The sequence below is a fragment of the Stutzerimonas chloritidismutans genome, assembly GCF_020783375.1.
GTDB classification, from domain to species: Bacteria; Pseudomonadota; Gammaproteobacteria; order Pseudomonadales; family Pseudomonadaceae; genus Stutzerimonas; species Stutzerimonas kunmingensis.
The window spans coordinates 4313033-4334903 of the sequence record NZ_CP086067.1; the positions used below are offsets into that span (position 1 = coordinate 4313033).

The following is a 21871-nucleotide window of genomic DNA, read 5'->3' on the forward strand; positions in this document are numbered from 1 at the left end:
CACCACAGCCTAGCGACGGTGTAGGTAGATGGCGAAAGATCCTTGAGGGGGATAGCGCCAGTGGGGGCGGGATTCTGCACGGACCTATAGCAAACAGCCAGCCTCGCCCCCTGAGGCCAGCTGTCGCAGGTGGCTCAGATGCCCATGCAGAGATACTTGATTTCCAGGTAATCCTCGATGCCGTACTTCGAGCCCTCGCGGCCGAGACCGGAGGACTTCACGCCGCCGAACGGCGCCACTTCGGTAGAGATCAGCCCGGTATTGATGCCGACCATGCCGTACTCCAGCGCCTCGGCGACGCGGAACACCCGGCCCAGATCGCGCGCGTAGAAGTAGGAGGCCAGGCCGAACTCGGTGTCGTTGGCCTTGGCGATCGCATCGGCCTCGTCCTTGAAGCGGAACAGCGGTGCCAACGGGCCGAAGGTCTCTTCCTTGGCCACCTTGGCGCTGTCCGGCACGTCGACCAGCACGGTCGGCTCGAAATAGCTGCCGCCAAGCGCATGGGCCTGGCCGCCCGCCACCAGTCGCGCGCCCTGGGCGACGGCATCCTCGATATGCTCGCGGACCTTGGCGGCAGCGCGATCATCGATCAGCGGGCCGAGATCCGTGCCCTCCTCCAGGCCATTACCGACCCGCAGCCTGGCCACCGCCGCCTGAAACTTCTCGGCGAAGGCGTCATACACGCCATCCTGCACATAGATGCGATTGACGCAGACACAGGTCTGCCCGGCATTGCGATACTTGGACTGCACGGCACCCTTCACCGCCTCGTCCAGATCGGCGTCGTCGAAGACGATGAACGGCGCATTGCCGCCCAGCTCGAGGGACACCTTCTTGATCCCCGGCGCGCACTGCTCCATCAGCTTGGCACCCACTTCGGTGGAGCCGGTGAAGGAAATCTTGCGGACCTTGGGGTTGGCGGTCAGCTCGTTGCCGATGTCGCCGGCCGAGCCGGTCACGACGCTGAGCACGCCCTTGGGAATCCCGGCGCGTTCGGCCAGCTCGACCATCGCCAGTGCCGAGAACGGCGTCTGCGAAGCGGGTTTGATCACCATGGTGCAGCCAGCTGCGAGTGCCGGGCCGGCCTTGCGGGTGATCATCGCTGCCGGGAAATTCCACGGGGTGATCGCCGCGGTCACGCCGATCGGCTGCTTGATGACGATGATACGTTTGTCTTTCTGATGGCCGGGAATGGTATCGCCGTAGATGCGCTTGGCTTCCTCGGCGAACCACTCGATGAAGGAGGCGGCGTAGGCGATCTCGCCCTTGGCCTCGGCCAGCGGCTTGCCCTGCTCCAAGGTCATCAGGCGGCCCAGATCGTCCTGGTTCTCCATCAAAAGCTCGAACCAGCGGCGCAGCTTCTGCGAACGCTCCTTGGCGGTCAGATCACGCCAGGCCGGCAGCGCACGCTCGGCGGCATCGACGGCGCGACGGGTTTCCGCGGCGCCCATCTTCGGCACCGTGCCAAGCGTTTCGCCGGTGGCCGGGTTGTTCACGCTGATGGTCTGGCCGCTGTCGGCATCGACCCAGGCGCCATCGATATAGGCCTGCTGACGGAACAGAGCGGTGTCTTTGAGTTGCATGGCAGTCTCCTCGGGCATCGTAGCGGCAGGCCCGCTGCGGAAAGTTTGGCTGATACGACGATCATCTGAACCGTCCTTCGCCGCCCGGTTCCTGTCGCCGCATTGCACTGCGAACGGCCATGCTAGGACCGCAGCCACTGGCCCGGCAAGCTCATGACGCATGACGTTGTCGCGCCATTGACCAGCCTGATACATCGCACCGCCTGTCACGACTTGTTACCCAAACCCTACTACTGGCCGGGGTATAGTTGCGCGCGAGCGGCCTCGGCCGCCGATAACCAAGGATCGATAAGGAGTTACCGTGAAAGCATTGATGACAGGCGCCGTGGCCGCCGCCCTGCTGGCCAGCACTGCCGTCCAGGCGCAGATGAAGCCGGAAGAGATGGTCGAAACCCGCCAGGCAGGCTACCAGTTCATTTCCTGGAACATGGGCAAGATCAAGGCCCAGGTGGTCGACGGTAAGGAGCCCTACGACCAGGCCAAGGTCGCCGCCGCCGCCAATGCCATCGCCGCCATCGCCAATTCCGGCATGGGCAGCCTGTACAGCCCGGATACCACCACCGAGCAACTGGGCAAGGCCACCCGCCTGAAGCCTGAGTTCTTCCAGAACCTCGACGAAGCCGGGCAGATCGGCCGCAAGTTCACCGCCGCCGCCAACCAGCTCGCCAAGGTTGCAGCGGAAGGTGATCAGGCCGCCATCAAGAAAGCCTTCGGCGATGTCGGCGGCAGCTGCAAGTCCTGCCACGACAAGTTCCGCGCCGACTGACCCGGCGCAGCCAGCCGATACCTGCCAGTCGGCTGGCTTACCAGTCCAGGCTCGGTGCGACCGCGGCGGGTTCCGGCTCCAGCCAATCCCCTACCGCTTGCACACCCCATACGCAGGCCGCACCCAGCGCAATCGCCAGCACCGCCGCAAACAGCGAGCCACCGCGGGCATCCTGCTGGGTCGGGTGCTCGCGCTGCGTTCTTCCTGCAATCATCGCGCGCACCAGCGGACGGCGCATCACCAGCGTGTAATAGATGATGGCCCCGATGTGCATGCCGATCAGCACCAGCAGTAGCCACTTTGCCTGCCGATGCAGGCCGCTCAGCGCGCTGCCGGTTTCGCTGCTGACCAACGCATAAAGCGGGCCCTGGAAGGCGATGTCATCGGTTGCCATCAAGCCGCTGGTCACCTGAAAGCTCACCAGCAGCAGCATGGCTAGCACCGAAAAAGCACCGAGCGGGTTGTGCCCGGCCTCGCGCCAGTTGCCCTGCAGATAGTCCTTCACACCGACGGTTGCCGCGAAGATCCGCGACCAGCGTGCGTAGGTCGACCCGACGAAGCCCCACACCAGACGAAATACCAGCAGCCCCAGCACCAGCAGACCGAGCCGGCCATGCCAGGGCATCAGATTGCCGCCCACCCAGCCGGTGACGACGGCTGCGATCACCGTACCGGCGAACAACCAGTGAAACAGCCGCAGCGGCGCATCCCAGAGTTTGATATGGCCCGACATCTCCATCCCCTCGCCATTCGAACACCCACGGCCCCCGGCCGCGACACGCAAGGGTACCAGCCGGACCAGCCTCGGGCAGCTGCGAAAAAGCCGCACTTGGACCGTATCCGTCCGGCCGCACCAGCATGGACGCCCGTCAACGACATGCGTATGATTGCGCCCCGCAACGCATCCGTAGCTCAGCTGGATAGAGTACTGCCCTCCGAAGGCAGGGGTCGTGGGTTCGAATCCCGCCGGATGCGCCATATAGATAGTCGTTTCGAGTCCCGCTCGAAGCGCTCCGACAAAGCCCGCTCACTGCGGGCTTTGTCGTTTCTGCGCACCATCTTCAGACCGTTGCCCTCGATCGGCCAAAAGCCAACACAGGCAAGTGCAGGTCTCCTTGCCTGCATCGGGATGCTGATGCAAGGGAAACCTGCCATGCGGCGCCATCGGCCTGCGCCAACCTGACCTCACGCTCGTTTTAGACGCATCCAACGGGTGTTCTGTGAACCCGATCACCGAGCCTGCAGGACAACTGAACTTCAATGCGCCGACCAGGTCGCGCCATGCGCACCTTGCCCCCACACACGACTTCAAGGAGGAAATCGCGTGCCCGTGCGCTATTACGCCCTCGTTTCGCTCTTCGCCGCGGCCCTGCTCACCGGCTGCAACGGCAACTACAAATTCAACGATGACCAATATCGTCCGCTGGGCGACCCGCAGGCTTTGAATCGCGGCCAGTGACCGCAAGGAGCGACACGACCATGGAACTGGTCTTCGATATGGTGGGTGCCCAGCAATTCGTGCCGGGGCTGCTGACCACCAAAACCTTCAAGCAGGCCGGCGGCGTGATCGGCCGGGCCGAAGGCTGCGATTGGGTGATCCCGGATCGCAAGCGCGTCCTCTCCGGGCGTCACGCGGTGATCAGCTACCGCGACGGCGCCTTCTTTCTCACCGACACCAGCAGCAACGGCATTCAGCTCAAGGACAGCGGCGCCAGCCTGGTCAAGGGCCAGCCGCAGCGCATCGAGCATGGCAGCGTCTACTGCCTGGGCGACTTCGAGATACGCGCCCGGCTGATTCAGGACCCGGCACTGTTCGAAGGCGACATCGGCCGCCCGCAGCCGGCCGGCAGCATCATCCCCGACGACGCCTTCCTCGACCTCGATCCGCTGGTTGCCATGGATCAGCAGGAGCGCGCCTATGCCGAGGTAGACGACCTCGACCTTGCACTGGTGGCGCCACAGCGCCAGGCGCAGCAGCGCGACTACGCGCGCATCGACATGGAAAGCCTGCCGTTGCCGGAGCTGGTCATGCCGCAGGCAGCGCCGGAAGCCAAGCGCGAAGCCGAGCCCGAACGACTGCCGCAGGGATTCTGGGCGCGTTTCGGCGAGGCGCTGGGCATCGATCTCGACGATCTCGACGAGGAACAGCGCCAAGCCCTGGCGTTGAACGCCGCACGGCTGCTCAAGCAGAGCGTCGGCGGGCTGCAGCAGAGCCTGCGCACCCGCAGCGAGCTGAAGAACGAGCTGCGCCTGGCGTTGACCACCGTGCAGAGCGCCGGCAACAACCCGCTCAAGCACAGCACAGATGCCGGCGAAGCGTTGAGCGCCCTGCTGCGCGGTGGCAAACCCGGTCAGCTACCGGCCGAACAGGCCATCGGCCGCGCCTTCCGCGACCTGCAGGCGCATCAGGTGGCACTGCTAGCGGCCAGCCGCGCCGCCGTTCACGCCATGTTCGAACAGCTGGCACCGGAGCAGCTGGCACTGCGTTTCGAACGCGAGGGCCGCAAGCCACTGATCGCCACCGCCGGCAGTCGCTGGCGCGCCTACCGCCGGTTGCATCACAGCCTCGGCCAGGACGCCGACTGGAGCGAACGGCTGTTCGCCCGCGACTTCGCCAAGACCTATGAGGAGCAGGTGCGCCTGATCGCCACGCTCGATTCAACCCATCAAGGATGATCCCATGCCTCGTCGCATCACCCTGGCCATGCTGGCATCGCTGCTCGTGCTGGGCGGCTGCTCGGCGCTGTCGCCATACTCCAAGCTGACCAAGCTCGACCTCGAACTGCACGGCAGCGACCGTCTCAATCCCGACCTCAACGGCCGGCCGTCGCCGATCGTGCTGCGCCTGCTGGAGCTCAAGCATCCGGTGGCGTTCGAAAACGGCGACTTCTTCGCCCTCTACCAGCGGCCCAAGGAAGCCCTGGCGCCAGACCTGGTGACCTCCGAGGAAGTGGAACTGCGTCCCGGCGAAAGCCGCGAGTTGAAGCTATCGGTGCAGGAGGGCAGCCGCTATGTCGGCGTGTTGGCCGCCTACCGCGACCTGCCGGAAGCCAGCTGGCGCTACGTCATCGCCGTGCCGCCGCAAGAGCGCACCCGTGTCGCCCTAAGCCTGGATGAGCGCGGCATCGCGCTGTTCGACCCGCTCGCCGAAGAAGGAAAATAAGCATGAGCCTGCACAAGGTTGTCTGGCAGGAAGGCATGCTGCTGCGTCCGCAACACTTCCAGCAGAACGATCGCTACTACGATCACCAACTCAAGGCGCGCACCCAGAAGCTGGGCAGCTATGCCTGGGGTTTCTTCAATTTGGAGATCGACCGCCAGTTCCTCAACATGGGCAAGCTGGTGCTCAGCCAGGCCAGCGGCATCCTGCCGGACGGTACGCTGTTCGAGCTGGGCAGCGAGCGCGAGCCACTGGCGCTGGACATTCCGCCGAACACCGGCAGTACACCGGTATACCTCGCGCTGCCACTGGTTACCGGCAACCACATCGAAACGCGTCGTCCCGAACAGAAGGACGTGCTGGCCCGCTACACCGCCCATGAGCTGGATGTCGCCGACTCCAATGCCGGCGACAGCAGCACCAGCCAGGTCAGCACCGGGCTGCCGGATTTCCGCCTGCTGCTGGGCGAGCAGCAGAGCGACCAGGCCTACGTGAAACTGCAGCTGTGCGAGGTGCTCGACACCACGCCGGACGGGGTCATCAGCCTCGACCCCGAGTTCATTCCGACCTACGTCAACTTCCAGGCCTCAGGCTATCTGCTGTCCTGCCTGAAGGAAGTGATCAGCATGCTCGCCCACCGCGGCGATACCCTCGCCGAGCGCATCAGCGCCACCGGCAAGGTCGGTGGCGCCGAGGTCGGCGACTTCATGATGCTGCAGCTGATCAACCGCCACGAACCGGTGCTGCGCCACTACCTGGGCGTGGAGCAGGTGCACCCGGAGCAGATCTACCGCGACCTGCTTGGCCTGCTCGGCGAGCTGGCGACCTTCTCCAGCGAGAGCAAGCGTCCGCGCCTGGAGGGTCGTTACCAGCACAGTGACCAGGGCGCGAGCTTCCGCAAGCTGATGGACGCGATCCGCCAGGTGCTGTCGATGGTGCTCGAACAGCACGCCATCGAACTGCTGCTGCAGCAGCGCCAGTACGGCATCCAGGTATCGCCACTGCACGATCACAAGCTGCTCGGCACGGCGTCCTTCGTGCTCGCCGCCAGCGCCCAGTGCGATTCGGAAACCCTGCGCACCCGCCTGCCGGCGCACCTGAAGATCGGCCCGGTGGAGCGCATCCGCCAGCTGGTCAACCTGCATCTGCCGGGCATCCGCATCAAGCCGCTGCCGGTGGCGCCGCGGCAGATCCCCTTCCATGCCGGCAAGACCTATTTCTCGCTGGAACTCAGCGCCGAAGACCAGGCGCAGCTGGAGCGCTCCGGCGGCTTTGCCTTCCATGTGTCCGGTGACTTCACCGGGCTCGAACTGAAATTCTGGGCGGTCAGGGACTGAGCGACATGATCAAGGAAATGGATTACGGACAGAACGACCACACGGTCATCGTCAACCGCGCCGGCGAGGCCCCGGCACAGAGCCCGTTGACCGACTTCGACACCCCGCCGCGCTTCGAGCAGCTGGAGGAGCGGATGATCTACGCCGCCCGCCTGCGCCCGGCGGAAACCTTCAACATCAGTCTCAATCCGCTGGTGGCCGCCGCCTCGCCGCTGCTCTCGGAAGTGGTACGGCTCAAGCACAGCCTGGACAGCGAAGACCTGCAGGCACTGCACCGGCAATTGAGCAGCGCGATCAAGCTGTTCGAGCACCGCGCACTGCACGACGGCGCCGAGAGCAGTCAGGTGATGGCGGCACGCTACGTGCTCTGCACCATTCTCGACGAGGCCGTAGTGACCACGCCCTGGGGCAACGAGAGCGAATGGTCGCAGATGAGCCTGCTGTCCTCCTTCCACAACGAAACCTTCGGCGGCGAGAAGTTCTTCCAGCTGCTCGAGCGGCTATCGCGCAACCCGGTCAAGCACCTGCCGATGCTCGAGCTGATGTACCTGTGCCTGTCCCTCGGCTTCGAGGGCAAGTACCGCGTGTTGCCGCGCGGCATGCTCGAGCTGGAAGCGGTGCGCGACAGCCTCTACCGGCAGATCAGGCAGATGCGTGGCGACATACCGCGCGAGCTGTCGCCGCACTGGGAGGGCCTCAAGGACACCCGCCGGCGCCTGGTGCGCATCGTGCCCTGGTGGATGGTCGCGCTGTTCACCCTGATGTGCCTCGGGGTGATCTACGGCGGTTTCGCCTGGGTGCTGGGCGAACAACGCGAGAGCGTGCTGCAACCCTATCGCTCGCTGGACATGGATGCCGGCGATTCCACCTTTTCAGGGATGAAATGAGATGAAGACGTTCTTCGGCAAAGTCGGCGCCGTGCTGCGCCGAACCTGGGTCTGGAGCCTGCTGCTGGTCCTGCTGCTGGCGGTTCTGGTGTGGTTCGTCGGGCCGCTGCTGGCGGTGAATGACCACCGCTTCTGGGAGTCATCCAGCAGCCGACTGCTGAGCATCAGCGTCCTGTTCCTCGGCTGGGGCCTGGCCATGGTCTTCGCCAGCTGGCGCGCCAGCGCGCGCAAGAAGCGCGATGCCGAGGACCAGGACATTCAGGAGCAGCTGCGCCGCGACGGTCTGATCGGCGAGGAGCAACAGGAACTGCGCCATCGCTTCAAACAGGCGCTGCGCACCCTGAAAACCTCCAGCCTCTACCGCGGGCGCAGCGAGAAATGGCGCAGCGAGCTGCCCTGGTACTTGCTGATCGGCTCGCAGGGCAGCGGCAAGACCAGCCTGCTGGATTTCTCCGGGCTGGATTTCCCGCTCAATCGCAGCGAGCAGCAGCGCCTGACCAAGGACGTCTCCGGCACTCGCTACGCCGACTGGTACTTCGCCGATCATGCCGTGCTGATCGATACCGCCGGCCGCTATCTGACCCAGCCCGACGCCGCCGTCGACGGTAGCGCCTGGGACACTCTGCTCGGCCTGCTGCGCAAGCGCCGTGCCCGACCGCTCAACGGCGTACTGGTCAACCTGCCGGTGGATCAGCTGCTAGGCGGCAATGAACTGGAGCTGGAGAACCTTGCCCGTCAGGCTCGCCAGCGCCTGCATGAGATCCACCAGCGCCTGGGCGTCGATGTCCCCGTCTATCTGGTGCTGAGCAAGGCCGATCGGATTCTCGGTTTCGACGAGTTCTTCGATCAGCTGTCCCGCGAGGAAAGCGATCAGGTGCTCGGCGCCAGCTTCCGTAAGGAGCAGAACGGCAGCGATGCGCAGGTGGTACGCGAGGAGTTCGAGGAACTGCTGCGCCGGCTGAACAGCCAGGTAATCATGCGCATGCACCAGGAACGTGACACCCAGCGCCGCGGACGCATCCTCGACTTTCCGCATCAGCTGGGGCAGATCGGCGAGCGCCTGAGCCTGTTCATCGAACTCGCGTTTGCCGGCAACCGCTATCAGCGTGCCAGCCAGCTACGTGGCTTCTACCTGACCAGCGCGCCGCAGCTACGCGAAGGTCTCGACCCGCTCACTGCCGGCATCGGCCGCCAGCTCGGCCTGGCCAGCAGCGCACTGCCGACCTTCCGCAGCGGCCGTGCACGCTTCATCAATCAACTGCTCAGCCGGGTGATCTTTCCCGAAGCCGAACTGGCGGGCCTCGATCAGCGCGAGGTTCGCCGCATCGACTGGGGCCAGCGCGCGCTTTATGCAGGCGCCTTCGGTTGCCTGGTGCTGTTCGGCGGCGCCTGGGCACTGAACTTCTCCAGCAACCACGAGCGCCTCGAACAGCTGCGCGGCATCGCCCAGACGCTGGGTGGCGAACGCAAGACCATCGAAGCGGAAGACGAGGCACTGCGCACCCTCAAGGCGCTGGACGCGAGCTACGTGGCGACCCAGATATTTCCGCCCAGGGACGATGTGTCCTGGCTACGCCGTGGCGGCCTGTACCAAGGCGAGGCAGTCGACCCGACATTGCACGACGCCTACCGTCGCAATCTGGAAACGCTGCTGCTGCCACGGGTCGGTCGGCAGCTGGAAGCGCAGATTCGCGCCAACCTGAACGACCGCGAACAGCTGCTCGGCAGCCTGCGCGCGTACCTCATGTTGAACCTGGCCGAGCGCCGTGATGCGGCGTTTCTCAAGGACTGGCTGGCCGCCGACTGGTCGCTGCGCCATAGCGGCAACGCAGTTGCCCAGCAAGGCCTGAACACCCATTTTGCTCGTCTGCTGGAGGAGTCGTTCGCGCCCTATCAGCTGAACGACAATCTGGTGGCCAAGGCCCGCGCCCAGCTGCGCAGCGAATCGTTGGCAGCAGTGGTCTACCGCATGCTGCGCGATCAGGCGCGCAACCTTCCCGACTACCGTCTGAACACGCAGCTCGGCCCGCAGGCGTCACTGTTCGTCGGCGGCAACTATGCGATTCCCGGCTTCTATACCCAGCGTGGCTATCAGAAGCTGTTCGCCGCCCAAGGCGCCGAGCTGGTCAGCGAAATCCTGCGCGACAACTGGGTGCTGGGCGAAGGTGACAGCCTCAGTGCCAAGGACCTCGGCCGCCTGCTGGTGGAAATGGAGCAGCTTTACTTCCGTGACTACGCCACGCACTGGAGCGAAGCAATCGCCCAGCTGAACGTCCTCCCGGCCGGTAGTGCGGCGCAGGGTGCCGCGCAGCTCGCCGGGCTCACCGCAGCCAACTCGCCGCTGCTGCAACTACTGCTGGCGGTGCGCGACAACACCCGCTTCGCCGGTCTCGCGGAAGCGACTGCGGAGGCCGGCGAACTGGCCGATGCCGCCCAGAACGCTGGCGGCAAGCTTGGCAAGGCGGCCAAGCTTGCCACCGCCGCGGCGGAGCAGGCACAGGCTGCATTGCTGAAGAACGTACCGGACACCGCACGCAAGACCCTCGAACGCCGCTTCGCGCCGCTGCACCAGCTGCTCGACGAAAACGGCGCGGCTGGGCCGGAGCTGACGGCAAGCCTGCAGGCGCTCGACGCCCTGCAATTGCAGCTGGCCTCACTGGCCCACGCCAGCGCACCGGAACAGGCCGCATTCGAGATGGCCAAGGCGCGCATGGGCGGTCAGCGCGACGCCATCAACCAGCTGCGCAGCAGTGCTTCACGGCTCCCGCAACCAGTCGGCAAGTGGCTTGGTCTGCTGGCCGAGGACAGCTGGTCGCTGGTGCTCAGCGACGCCTATCACTACCTCAACCAGCGCTATCGCAACGAGCTCTACGCCAGCTACCGCGGTTCGCTGCGCGAGCGTTATCCGTTCAGCGCACACAGCGCCAGCGACGTCGCCCTCGCTGACTTCCGCGAGTTCTTCAAGGCCCAGGGTCTGGCAGACAGCTTCTTCGAGCGCTACCTCAAACCCTTCGTCAGCGGCAGCGCCGGTCAGTACCAACTGCGCCGGGTCGACGGTCGCGGCATGCCACTGTCCGAGCAGTTCCTCGCGCAGATGAGCCGGGCGCAGACCATTCGCCGCAGCTTCTTCGCCGAGAACCCCAACGAGCCGCTGATCCTGTTCAAGCTGGAGCCCTATTCGCTGGATTCGAGCCTCGGTCGTGCCGACTTCCGCTTCGGCAACCAGCAGATGGAGTATCGCCACGGTCCAATCGTGCAGACCGCGTTCCGCTGGCCGGCCGAAGCCGACGACGGACGCACCAGCCTGGTGGTGGAAGAATTGGGCGGGCTTCGCGTCGGCATCGAGAAGAACACCGGCCCCTGGTCGCTGTTCCGCCTGATCGACCTGATGCAGGTCGACTATCACAGCGGCCGCGACGTGTTGATGCTCAAGGCCGATCTCGGCGGCCTGCGCGCCAACTACCTGCTGCACGCGCAGCGCTCGCCGAATCCTTTCGACCTCGCGCTGCTGCGCGGCTTCAAGCTGCCGGCGACGCTGTGATGAGCGCGACGGCGTGTAGCTGGCGCAGCACGGCGCGCACCGACACCGGCAAGGTGCGGGCGCGCAACGAGGATGCCTTCCTCGACCTGCCGCAGGCCGGGTTGTGGGCCGTGGCCGACGGCATGGGCGGACACCAGAACGGCGCACTGGCGAGTCGCCTGATCGTCGAGCAGCTTGCCGATCTTTCCACTACGGGCGACCTGCCTGAGCGGATGCTGGCGCTGCGGTGCTGCCTGCACGAGCTGAATCGCCGGCTCAGCCAGGAACTGACGGTCACCGCCGAACGCCCTGACCCGGTGATCGGCAGCACCGTGGTCGCCCTGCTCGTGGAGGATGACCGCGCGGCATGCATCTGGGCGGGCGACAGCCGCTGTTATCTGTGGCGCAGCGGGCGGCTTTATCAGCTATCGCGGGATCATTCGTTGTTGCAGCAGCTGCTCGACGAGCAACAACTGACCCCCGAACAAGCAGCCAGGCATCCTGCGGCCCATGCGCTGACCCGCGCCATCGGGGCCCGTGAAGAGCTGGAGCTGGATATCCTCGAGTTCGACGTGTTTCCCGGGGACACGCTGCTGCTATGCAGCGATGGCCTCTACCAGAGCATGTCCGCCGACGCCCTCGGTGCGGCACTTAGCCTGCCATCCACACACCTGGCGCTGGAGCGGCTGTTTCGCCAGGCATTGAAGGGGCCGGCACGGGACAACCTCAGCGCCGTGGTGATCCGCCGATGAACGCACCGCAATTGCAGGCCAGCGACCTCACCTACTTTGCCCTGGCGTCCACCGCGGCCACGCCAGCAGCGGTCAAACCGAAGACAGCCCCTGGCGAGCTGCCGGACGTGCTCGGTGGCCGCTACCGGATCGAGCGCCTACTCGGCGTCGGCGGCATGGGTGCGGTCTATCGCGCGCGCGATCTGCTGCGCGAACAGTTTGGTGATCCGGAACCTTACGTGGCGCTGAAGACGCTCAGCGAGGATTTCGCCGAATACCCCGACGCCAGCGCGCTGCTCTACAGCGAGTACGCACTGACGACACGCCTAAGCCATCGGCATGTGGTGCGCCTGTACAACTTCGATATCGACCCGGCCAGCCAGCGCGCCTTCATCACCCTGGAACTGCTCAAGGGGCCAACCCTCGACCAACTGCTGTGCGAACGCCCGCAGGGCATGGCCTGGAGCGAACTGCAGGGCATCGCGCTACCGCTGCTGGAAGCGCTGAGCTATTCCCACAGCCTGGGCGTGCTGCATGGCGACCTGAAGCCGAGCAACGTGATGCTCGCCGAGGACGGCCTGCGCCTGTTCGACTACGGCCTCGGCCAGCCGCTGGAAGGGCTGCTTCCCGGTCTGCCGCGCCTGTGTCGCACGCGTTTTGCGGCCTGGACGCCGCGCTATGCGGCACTGGAGTTGCTCGATGGCGGCGAGCTGACCGCCAGCGCCGATATCTATGCGCTGGCTTGCGTGCTCTACGAACTGGCCAGCGGCAGCCACCCATATCGTCGGCTCAGCGCCCGCCAGGCCAAGGCGATGGAACTGGACCGCGCCCTGCAACGGCCGCCTCAGCTGCCCGCGCACTGCTGGCCGGCACTGCGTCTGGCGCTGGCATTCGACGAAGCGCAGCGCAGCATCGATGCGGCAGGTCTGTTGCACGCCTTCAGCCGCCCCGCACCGAGCCGCTTGCAGCGCTGGTTCGGCCACTCCCATGGATGACATCAGGACAAGGAAAGCCCCATGTTCAACGCGGCCAATGAAACCCACTTCAGCCTGACGCTCGAAGGCGTGGAGCACGATCTGCAGGTCCTAGCCTTCAGTGGTCGGGAAGCCATCAGCCAACCGTACCGCTTCGACCTCGAGCTGATCAGCGAGCTGCCTGATCTGGATCTGCAGGCGCTGCTGCATAAGCCCGCCTTTCTCGCTTTCGACCCCGCCGGCATGGGCATTCACGGCCTGGTCCACCGCATCGCCCAGGGCGAATCGGGCAAACGCCTGACCCGCTATCGCCTTACGCTCGTACCGCAACTGGCCTATCTCGCGCATCGCATCAACCAGCGCATCTTCCAGCACCTCAGCGTGCCGCAGATCATCGCCCAGGTGCTCAAGGAGCATGGCATCCAGGCCGATGCCTACCGCTTCCAGCTCGGCCCGGTGATCTACCCGCCGCGCGAGTATTGCGTGCAGTACGACGAAACCGACCTGCACTTCATCCAGCGCCTGTGTGAGGAAGAAGGTATCCATTACCACTTCGAGCACAGCACCAGAGGTCATGTGCTGGTTTTCGGCGATGACCAGACCAGCTTCGCCAGACTCGGCCAGCCGACCGCCTACCTGCAGGACAACGGCATGACGGCCGACGAGCCGGTGATCAAGCGCTTCGCCGTGCGTGTCGCGACACGCACCAGCCGCGTCAGCCGTCGTGACTATGATTTCGAGCAGCCCAGATTACTGATGGAAGCGGCCTATCGCGCCGAGCCAGCACAGGCCTCCAACTCGCAACCAGACCTCGAAGACTACGACTATCCGGGTCGCTTCACCGAGCGCGCCCGTGGCAAGCACCTGTCGCAACGCGCTCTGGAGCGCCTTCGCAGCGATTGCCACCTCGCCGAGGGCAGCAGCGATCAGCCCAGCCTGGTCAGCGGTCATCTGCTGGAGATATCCGACCATCCACGCCGGGAATGGAATGACCTCTGGCTGCTCACCGAGGTGCTGCATGAAGGCAAGCAGCCGCAGGTGTTGGAAGAGTCGATCACCAATAACGTCGATACCGGTGACGGCTTTGCCCAGGGCTACCGCAACCGTTTCAGCGCCACGCCCTGGGACATTCCTTTCCGTCCACCATTGAACCATCCGAAGCCGAAGGTGCTCGGCAGCCAGACCGCCGTAGTTACCGGCCCGGCCGGCGAAGAAATCCACTGCGATGAATACGGCCGCGTGCGCGTCCAGTTCCACTGGGACCGCCACGGCCAGGCCGACGACAAGACCAGCTGCTGGCTGCGCGTCTCCTCCAGCTGGGCCGGCGACCGCTATGGCGGCATCGCGATCCCGCGGGTCGGCATGGAAGTACTGGTGACCTTCCTCGAAGGCGACCCAGATCAACCGCTGGTGACCGGCTGCCTGTACCACAAGGAACACCAGGTTCCCTACGACCTGCCGGCGAACAAGACCCGCACGGTGTTCAAGACCCTCAGCTCACCAGGTGGTGGCGGCTACAACGAACTGCGCATCGAAGACCGCAAGGGCGCCGAACAGATCTACCTCCACGCCCAGCGCGACTGGGACGAAAACATCGAGCACGATCAGAAGATCCGCGTCGGCCACGAGCGCCACGACACCGTGGAAGCCAACAGCTACAGCGAATTCCGCGCCGAGGAGCACCTGACCGTTGCCGGCGACCGCAAGGTCGAAGTCAAACCCGACGACCACCTCACTGTCGGCCAGACCCAGCACATCAAGCTCGGCACTGCCCATCTGACCAAGGCCGGCCGCGAGATCCACCTCAAGGCCGGGCAGAAAATGGTCATCGAAGCCGGCATCGAACTGACCCTCAAGGCCGGCGGCAGCTTCATCAAGCTCGACCCGGGCGGCATCACCGTCTCCGGCCCGCTGGCACGAATAAACGCCGGCGGCTCGCCGGGCAAGGGCTCGGGGATCAAGATCAAATCACCGGTACTGCCGGGAATGGCCGATAGCGACAAGGCCGGAAGCCTACTGGAGCAGGCAATGCCGGCTGAGGCGGACAGCCTGCTCAGCAAACGCAAGCGCTCGCTCAATTTTTCAGGCTAAGAAAAGGACAGAGCCGGCTGCCCCGCCGGCTCGAACGCAAGGATGCATCGAACATGAACCAATCCAACCCGATCAGCTGGGCATACCCGTTTCCTGGCAAGGACAGCAGCAACAATCCGCTGCAGCTGCTTACGCATATGGCCCAGGCCAAGGGCGGGTTCTACCCCACCGGCGAGAACGGCTTATGGCATGGCGGCGTCCACTTCGACGAAGGCACGGCCGCTGCATTCGACCAGTCGAGCGTGCGCTGTATCGCCGACGGAGAGGTGATTGCCTACCGCATCGACGAGCGCTACCCAGTCAGCGAATTCACCGACGACATCCCCCTGGTCCAACGTGCACCCTTTTCCACGGGGTTCGTTCTGGTCAAGCACAGCCTGCAGCCGCCGCCACTGAAGAACGCTGACGGCAGCATCGCCGAAGGGCAAACTCCTCCAAGCCTCACTCTTTACAGCCTGTACATGCACCTGCTGGATTGGGCGGGCTACCAAGCGCAACCGGACCTGCCGCGCCCCACCTTTTGGGAAACCAAACGCTACACCGTGAATACGCAGCAGGATGGGCTGAGCGTCCGCTCCGGGCCGAGCAAGAACACCACTAAGCTGTCGGAGCTGTCCAAGGGTGCCGAGATCACCATCGGCAGAGCGGAGGGCGAATTCAGCAAGCTGGTCAGTCTGATCAGCGGGACGGCACAACCCGCCCTATCAGCTGACGACGAGGGGCAACTGCCCGGCTATGTATCCTCCGACTGGCTCAAACCGCACAGCGAGCCAGCGGAGTGCGGCAAGGTCGTCGTTCTCGACAGCGGAGTGTCGATCAAGGCGGGTGAACTTATTGGCCATCCCGGCCTGTACCAGAACCACGACAGCGCCGCTCAGCACATGGTCCATGTCGAACTATTCAGCTGCGACGATGTGCCTGCATTCATCGCCCGGAGCCGCGCCTGGGCGAGCCGCTTGCCCGACGACCAGAAGACCCTGCTCAAGGTCTATCAAGGCGCAAGCAAGCTGATCCCGCACCGGAACGACATCAATGCCGAGAACCCGCCCAAATTGGACGACGATGGCACGCAGATCGGCGTCGACCTGATCATTCCGCAGTCCTTGCTGGATGGACTCTCCGCTTCGAGAAAAATCCAGGTCAAGGATGGTGCTGACAACATTATGCGCTGGTGGCAGCTGGACGGCCTGTTCGCCGACGCCAACGGCAATCCCATCGACGGCTGGCTCGCCGAACAGGAGCTGATCACTACTCGTCACAGCCCTTGGGAATGGGAAGGCTTCCAGTGCTTCGAGGAAACCGGAACGCCCATCGAAAAGCTCGCCTACGCCTTCAATGCCAGAGGCCTGCTAAGCGCAGACGAACAGCACAACTACCGGGCGCAGATCAGCAAAGCCGATGGCGGTCCAATCGTAACGCTCGCTCGACTCTACGATATCGCCGATACCAACAAGGATGGCGTATTGACCAGCGCTGAAATCCAAGCCGCGCTGACCAGGCCTTGGCACGCCCAAGTGCTTGGCCAATTGGTCGCCAAATATGAAAGCGAGTGGTTCTGGAACAAGGGCAAGTGGGATGAGCTTGATCCCTTGTTAGCGGAGGAGCCCGGAAAACCGAACCTTGTTTGGGAGGTGGAAAAGCAGCGAATCAAGACGTTGAGTTGGTGGAACGATCTGGCTGGGAGACATGGGATTCCTACGAGCGGAATAATGTGGAATATTTCACCAAACGGTTTCTTATCAAGCTTCGCCAACAGGGCTCTTCTGGTTTCTAGAGCAGCGCTTGCGTATATCATGAACTCAGCTTCCGACGAGATACTCGATAAGTACCTTCTTCCGATCAACAATACGCTTGAAGCATTTGAAATAAATACACCTCTTCGTATAGCACATTTTTTGTCTCAAATAGGGCATGAAACCGGAGAGCTGCGGTACTCTGCGGAACTCAGCTCTGGCAAACAATACGAAGGTCGTTCAGACCTAGGCAACACCCAAGCAGGCGACGGGCAAAAATTTAAGGGGCGCGGACTCTTGCAAATAACTGGGCGAAGCAATTACGAAGCCTGCGAAGCCTTTCTAAAAAACATAAAAGAGTTCGAAAACCTCGATATTACAAGTTCCACTGAGCGCGCAGAGCAGCTGGCGTGCAATCCAAAGCTAGCAGCACTCGCATCCGGCTACTACTGGGCTAAGCTGAAACCTAACTTAAATGCAGCCGCTGATAGCGATGACTTATTCTGGGTATCAGTCTACGTGAATGGATGGGCAAGGCAGGACAGACCATTCTACCCAAACAGAAGCAAAGAACCTAACAACATGCATCACCGCGCGCAAATGCTGGAACGAGCAAAGCGAGCTTTGGGAATTTTATGAAGAGAGTTATCACTGCAGTTCTTTCATTAGCTTATCTGCACGTATGCCATGCTGAAACTGCATCTGTGACAGAGATAATAGCCTATGAAGGCAAGGTCGCTGGAAGCGAAATTTTTATGACGCTATCGGAAACTGACGGCGATATTGTAGGAGGCTACCATTATAAAAAATATGGCACAGCCATACCGCTGCGAGGCTCAATTGAAAACAACCATATAATATTGATGGAAAAGTCCACCTTAGGCAAGGCAAAGATAAGTGCCGAGCTTGACAATCAATTGATGAAGGGCACCTGGAAAGGTGACAGGATTAGCCACAGTATTCATGCCAGCGCCCTCAGCAAAAGCTACAAAAATCTCATTAACGGAATAGACATTTCAAAAAATCACCCAAGTACTAATATAGCAATTAAATTTATAGACGGCAGAACCCAAAATCTTGAAATAGAGACCCTAACGGATACCACATCGATCGTGTTCGAGGACTACAACTTCGACGGCTTCCCTGATTTGAGAGTACTCGAGAGCAGCACTGGTTCCAATACAACTTACATTGCATGGACTTACGAGCCAAGCAAAAAAGCATTTGAATACTCTGAGGAAATGTCAATGCTGTCGAGCCCTAAGGTCCTGCATAGCGAAAGGGCAATACTATCCTTATCTCGAGATGGCTGTTGTCGTTACATCGCCTCCAAATCAGCGGGCCACGAAAAGCACTCTGCCGAATTCGAGTATGAGAAGCTTACAGGGGTTGAACGCGTAACTGATTTAAAAACAAATACAACCACAACTAGATTAATAAGCCAGAAATACTTCGAGCGAAAATATCTTACTCCCATGGGAGCTGATGGCTTATAGGTACTCCATCTTCAAAAAAGCAGAACAAGGATTGGTGGACGGAGAACATAACGATCAATCTTCTAGTTCTCCTTACGATCCGCCCGCACTCTACAAGCCGATGCCAATTTCGTAAGCCAACCGGATAAAGCAGCCGAGCCCGAACATTCTGTCCGATTATGATCTAAGATATGAAAGAAGGTAATTTTTACCGGAAAAAAACTAAGCGACTATATTAATTCTGTTGAGGTAGATTATGTAGAGGCTCGCAGAATAATCAACGGCTCTGATCAGCATCAACTTATAGCCGGCTATGCAAGAAAGCTTGAATCCATCCTAAGAAAAACGTCCTCGGCAAAGAAAAGCTTCGCTCCATGAGACACGTACGGTTTTTAGCTCTGCTTATCTCACTAACGATGACTACCAGCGCACACGCAAGCACTTACACCATTTCATCCAACGACGACGGGGTGCCGGACATCTATACAGCAGACATGGAAGCGGGCACTCTGACGATCAAGCAGGGAACGGAAACGACAATTATCACCGATATAGTTGGCTACGCAGGGCAGACAGCCAGAACGTTGGTACGGTTCAATGGCGGGCCCGCACTGAGCTATGAAAACTCTGGATCGAATACACATTTCGAAGTCTTTTATACCCTAAAAGTCAAAGATAATATCCCTCTTATCGACTGCATATACAGCAATATTCGCACCGGGCAGAATGGTGCCTCCATTCGAAAAGCTGTTTGCAACCTTAAAAAAATATTATCGAGCGATTACCAGGATACAGCTTTCCGTTACACAGACGCCTGGATTGAGGAATCTAATAGAGTGTCCCTACAATCTGTTATGGCCGAGCCTGCTGAAGCCGCTGTAACACCCCTCGGCAAGCTAGGCGATGTGCTTGTTGGGCTGCGCTACGACTCGATTGAAGATCTAATGTCTGCTACTCCGAAAACCATAGCTTCAGTAGCCGGGAAAACTTATGTAGTGACCATCGGTAACGCTTATTTGGTGTATGACGTCGATGGTGTTACAGCATCAGCGCTGGATGTGGAAACGGACCCTGTAGCACATTCATTGAAGCGCCTGACAGCTACAGAGCTATTGCAAGCTATTAAGAAAAACTAAATTTTCTCACCGCCTGATGCACCCACCCATTATTCATGCTTAGATTCATACACGCCATAACCTATACTATTATAGCGGTGCTGACTGTCCCACTTACCGCAGCAACGGAACGTCTACCACCATTTTTTTACTGCAAATCGAAATCCGACAAAACCCTAGAGTTATATAAACAGAACAATACGATCAGCTATAAATTTGGGCATCCGGGCCGCACACCCGACCTTGAATTAAATAGATTGGTGGATGAGGTTTACATATCAATAGGTAACGCGACCGGCAGCGAACTGAGTAACTCTGTCACGTTCACCAATAGCTCCTACTCGTATACGGTTATATCCACAATTAACAGAGTGACTGACGTCCAAATACCCGAGCACGGCATCCTAGTGAAGAAAAACTCAAAATACCTAAGTTATATCTCATGCATTCCAGCCTCCGTGCGCGGAAACCTGCTGGACGTTGAATAATTGCCTAAAGCGGCGACCACTTGTTGCCTGTGGTGCAAAACATACGACATCTTATTGCCATCACCCCACAACCCTGCCATAAAAGCGCACTCGCCATGACGCTACAAGGATGTACCGATGCGATTGCTGCGCCGAGCCCTGGGGGCTGTCTTGTTGTTGGCTGTGCTGGCCGTGGGTGTCGGGCTGTATTTTGTGGCCTACCCGAACCTTCCAGAATACGAAGCGCCCGAAGCGCTGCATTATCTGGAGCAGTGGGACACCACGCAGCGGCAGACCTATTACTACACGCCGCAAGGCACCCAGGTTAAAGGACTGGAGTACGACTGGTTCCGTGCGCTGGAGCTGCCCTTCAGCCGGGACAGGTTCGCCACGCCCGACTACCTCGCGCGCTTCGGCTTTCTGGTCGATCCCGCACAGCAAGCCACCGCGCTGAACCCCGGCAACCTGCCAGTCGGCTTTGCCCGCCACGAGGATGATGAGACCGGTCGCGCCTATCTGGATGTGACCTGCGCGGCCTGCCACACCGGCGAGCTGCGCTATGGGGATCAGGCCATTCGTATCGACGGCGGCGCGGCGATGCATTCGCTGGCCTCCACCGTGCCGACCTTGCGCGGTGGAGCCTTTGGCCAGGCGCTGGGCATGAGCATGGCCTTCACCTATTACAACCCGCTCAAGTTCCGTCGCTTCGCCGAGCAGGTGCTGGGCGAGCGCTACGAGCAGGACCGCGCGCAGTTGCGCCACGACTTCAAGCAGGTGCTCAACCGTCTGCTCGGCACCGCCTACAACGACTGGCACCGCGGGCTCTACCCTACCGAAGAAGGCTTCGGTCGTACCGATGCGTTCGGTCGCATCGCCAACAGCGTGTTCGGCGACACCATCGATCCGGCGAATTACCGCGTGGCCAACGCGCCGGTGAGCTACCCGCATCTGTGGGATATCTGGAAGTTCGACTGGGTGCAGTGGAACGGCTCGGCCATGCAGCCGATGGCGCGCAATATCGGCGAGGCGCTGGGTGTTGGCGCCACGCTGCGGCTGCTGCATGAGAACGGCCAGCCCGTCGCCGAAGCCGAGCGCTACGCATCGGGCGTTCGCGTACGCGACCTGCACAGGCTGGAAACCACGCTCATGCAGCTGGCCCCGCCCCGCTGGCCCGAAGACGTGCTGGGCGCGATCGATCTCACGCAGGCCAGCCTCGGTCGCGCGCTGTACAAGGAAAACTGCGCGCATTGCCACGACGCCAGGCCCAAGCCGGTCGACAAGCGTTTCGCTGCCGAGCGCGACCCGGAGTGGCGCATGAAGGTGATCCCCACCTCCTTCGTCGGTACCGATCCGACCACGGCCGACAATATCGCCGACCACCGCTTCGACCTGACCCGTCTGGGCTGGACTCAGGACGAGCTGGATCGTCTGGATGTGCAGCTGTATGGCGCGCCAGCCGGCCCGCTCGATCTCGCCAGCCTGTCCAGCGCCAAGGGGCTGGCCTATATCACGGCCTACGTCGAAGAGCGCGCCTACCGTGACGCCGGCATCGGCGAGGCCGAACGCGCGGAATTCGACGGCTTCGGCCTGCCGATTGGCGTGCAGGAACTGCGCAGCTACAAGGCACGTCCGCTGGACGGCATCTGGGCGACGCCGCCGTTCCTGCACAACGGCTCGGTCCCCACCCTGTTCCAGCTGCTGTCGCCGGTCGCCGAACGGCAGAAGCAGTTCTGGGTGGGTAGTCGCGAATACGATCCGCAGCACGTAGGTATCCGCACCGAGCGCTTCGACGGTGGCTTTCTGCTGGATACCGCGATCACCGGCAACAGCAACCGCGGCCATGAATTCCGCGCCGGCTGCCGTGGCAACGGCGTGATCGGGCGGGCACTGGCACCGCACGAGCGCTGGGCGCTGGTCGAGTACCTCAAGGTGCTCGGCGACCCCCGCGTCGAACCGCGCCTCGAGGAATTGCCGGCGCGCCCCCACAACCCCGGCCCAAGCTGCCCCTGACCTGCCCCCGCACAAGGATCTG

The 21871-nt window shown here is 61.9% G+C and carries 16 protein-coding genes and 1 tRNA gene; 15 read left to right on the forward strand and 2 right to left on the reverse strand.

Going from position 1 to position 21871, the window contains the following annotated elements; translation table 11 throughout:
* Positions 1–134: 134 nt before the first annotated feature.
* Entirely contained in the window at positions 135–1583 is a 1449-nt protein-coding gene (gene gabD, locus LLJ08_RS20280; RefSeq protein WP_003282461.1) for an NADP-dependent succinate-semialdehyde dehydrogenase, read from the reverse strand.
* 313 nt (positions 1584–1896) lie between these two features.
* Between gabD and LLJ08_RS20285 the strand changes: the two genes are divergently transcribed.
* A complete protein-coding gene (locus LLJ08_RS20285; RefSeq protein WP_228208967.1) occupies positions 1897–2349 on the forward strand; it encodes a c-type cytochrome in 453 nt (150 codons plus the stop codon).
* A 37-nt stretch (positions 2350–2386) separates the two neighbouring features.
* Here the strand turns inward: LLJ08_RS20285 and LLJ08_RS20290 are convergent, their stop codons facing one another.
* Positions 2387–3082, reverse strand: a complete 696-nt coding sequence (locus LLJ08_RS20290; protein ID WP_172602790.1) for a cytochrome b/b6 domain-containing protein — start codon at positions 3080–3082, stop codon at positions 2387–2389.
* A gap of 168 nt (positions 3083–3250) precedes the next feature.
* On the opposite strand from LLJ08_RS20290, the gene LLJ08_RS20295 reads away from it, so the two are divergent.
* The 14 genes from LLJ08_RS20295 (at position 3251) to LLJ08_RS20360 (ending at position 21849) form a co-directional block, all read left to right on the forward strand.
* Positions 3251–3327 (forward strand) — tRNA-Arg (locus LLJ08_RS20295).
* A gap of 346 nt (positions 3328–3673) precedes the next feature.
* Entirely contained in the window at positions 3674–3808 is a 135-nt protein-coding gene (locus LLJ08_RS20300; RefSeq protein ID WP_221104304.1) for a type VI secretion protein, read from the forward strand.
* A gap of 20 nt (positions 3809–3828) precedes the next feature.
* On the forward strand, positions 3829–5025 hold the full coding sequence (gene tagH / locus LLJ08_RS20305; protein WP_228207821.1) for a type VI secretion system-associated FHA domain protein TagH: 1197 nt from the start codon (positions 3829–3831) through the stop codon (positions 5023–5025).
* 4 nt (positions 5026–5029) lie between these two features.
* Positions 5030–5512 (forward strand): type VI secretion system lipoprotein TssJ, encoded by a 483-nt coding sequence (gene tssJ, locus LLJ08_RS20310; RefSeq protein ID WP_228207822.1) that lies wholly within the window; start codon positions 5030–5032, stop codon positions 5510–5512.
* Between the two features lie 2 nt (positions 5513–5514).
* A complete protein-coding gene (gene tssK, locus LLJ08_RS20315; protein ID WP_228207823.1) occupies positions 5515–6846 on the forward strand; it encodes a type VI secretion system baseplate subunit TssK in 1332 nt (443 codons plus the stop codon).
* Positions 6847–6851: 5 nt separating this feature from the next.
* Positions 6852–7733 carry a type IVB secretion system protein IcmH/DotU gene (gene icmH / locus LLJ08_RS20320; protein ID WP_103457645.1) on the forward strand — a complete coding sequence of 294 codons (882 nt, stop codon included), beginning with the start codon at positions 6852–6854 and terminating at the stop codon, positions 7731–7733.
* A gap of 1 nt (position 7734) precedes the next feature.
* Positions 7735–11274: a type VI secretion system membrane subunit TssM gene (gene tssM / locus LLJ08_RS20325; RefSeq protein WP_228207824.1), complete on the forward strand. Its 3540-nt coding sequence runs from the start codon at positions 7735–7737 to the stop codon at positions 11272–11274.
* Entirely contained in the window at positions 11274–12005 is a 732-nt protein-coding gene (locus LLJ08_RS20330) for a PP2C family protein-serine/threonine phosphatase (RefSeq protein WP_228207825.1), read from the forward strand. Before tssM ends, LLJ08_RS20330 begins: the two co-directional genes overlap by 1 nt.
* On the forward strand, positions 12002–12979 hold the full coding sequence (locus LLJ08_RS20335) for a serine/threonine-protein kinase (protein ID WP_228207826.1): 978 nt from the start codon (positions 12002–12004) through the stop codon (positions 12977–12979). The genes LLJ08_RS20330 and LLJ08_RS20335 overlap by 4 nt, the downstream gene beginning before the upstream one ends.
* A gap of 21 nt (positions 12980–13000) precedes the next feature.
* Positions 13001–15049: a type VI secretion system Vgr family protein gene (locus tag LLJ08_RS20340; protein ID WP_042928707.1), complete on the forward strand. Its 2049-nt coding sequence runs from the start codon at positions 13001–13003 to the stop codon at positions 15047–15049.
* 53 nt (positions 15050–15102) lie between these two features.
* Positions 15103–17421 (forward strand): hypothetical protein, encoded by a 2319-nt coding sequence (locus LLJ08_RS20345; protein WP_228207827.1) that lies wholly within the window; start codon positions 15103–15105, stop codon positions 17419–17421.
* Positions 17418–18278 (forward strand): XAC2610-related protein, encoded by an 861-nt coding sequence (locus tag LLJ08_RS20350; RefSeq protein ID WP_141396800.1) that lies wholly within the window; start codon positions 17418–17420, stop codon positions 18276–18278. The genes LLJ08_RS20345 and LLJ08_RS20350 overlap by 4 nt, the downstream gene beginning before the upstream one ends.
* A 449-nt stretch (positions 18279–18727) precedes the next feature.
* Positions 18728–19393, forward strand: a complete 666-nt coding sequence (locus LLJ08_RS20355) for a hypothetical protein (protein ID WP_228207828.1) — start codon at positions 18728–18730, stop codon at positions 19391–19393.
* A gap of 584 nt (positions 19394–19977) precedes the next feature.
* Positions 19978–21849 carry a di-heme-cytochrome C peroxidase gene (locus tag LLJ08_RS20360; protein ID WP_228207829.1) on the forward strand — a complete coding sequence of 624 codons (1872 nt, stop codon included), beginning with the start codon at positions 19978–19980 and terminating at the stop codon, positions 21847–21849.
* The last annotated feature ends 22 nt before the right edge of the window (positions 21850–21871 follow it).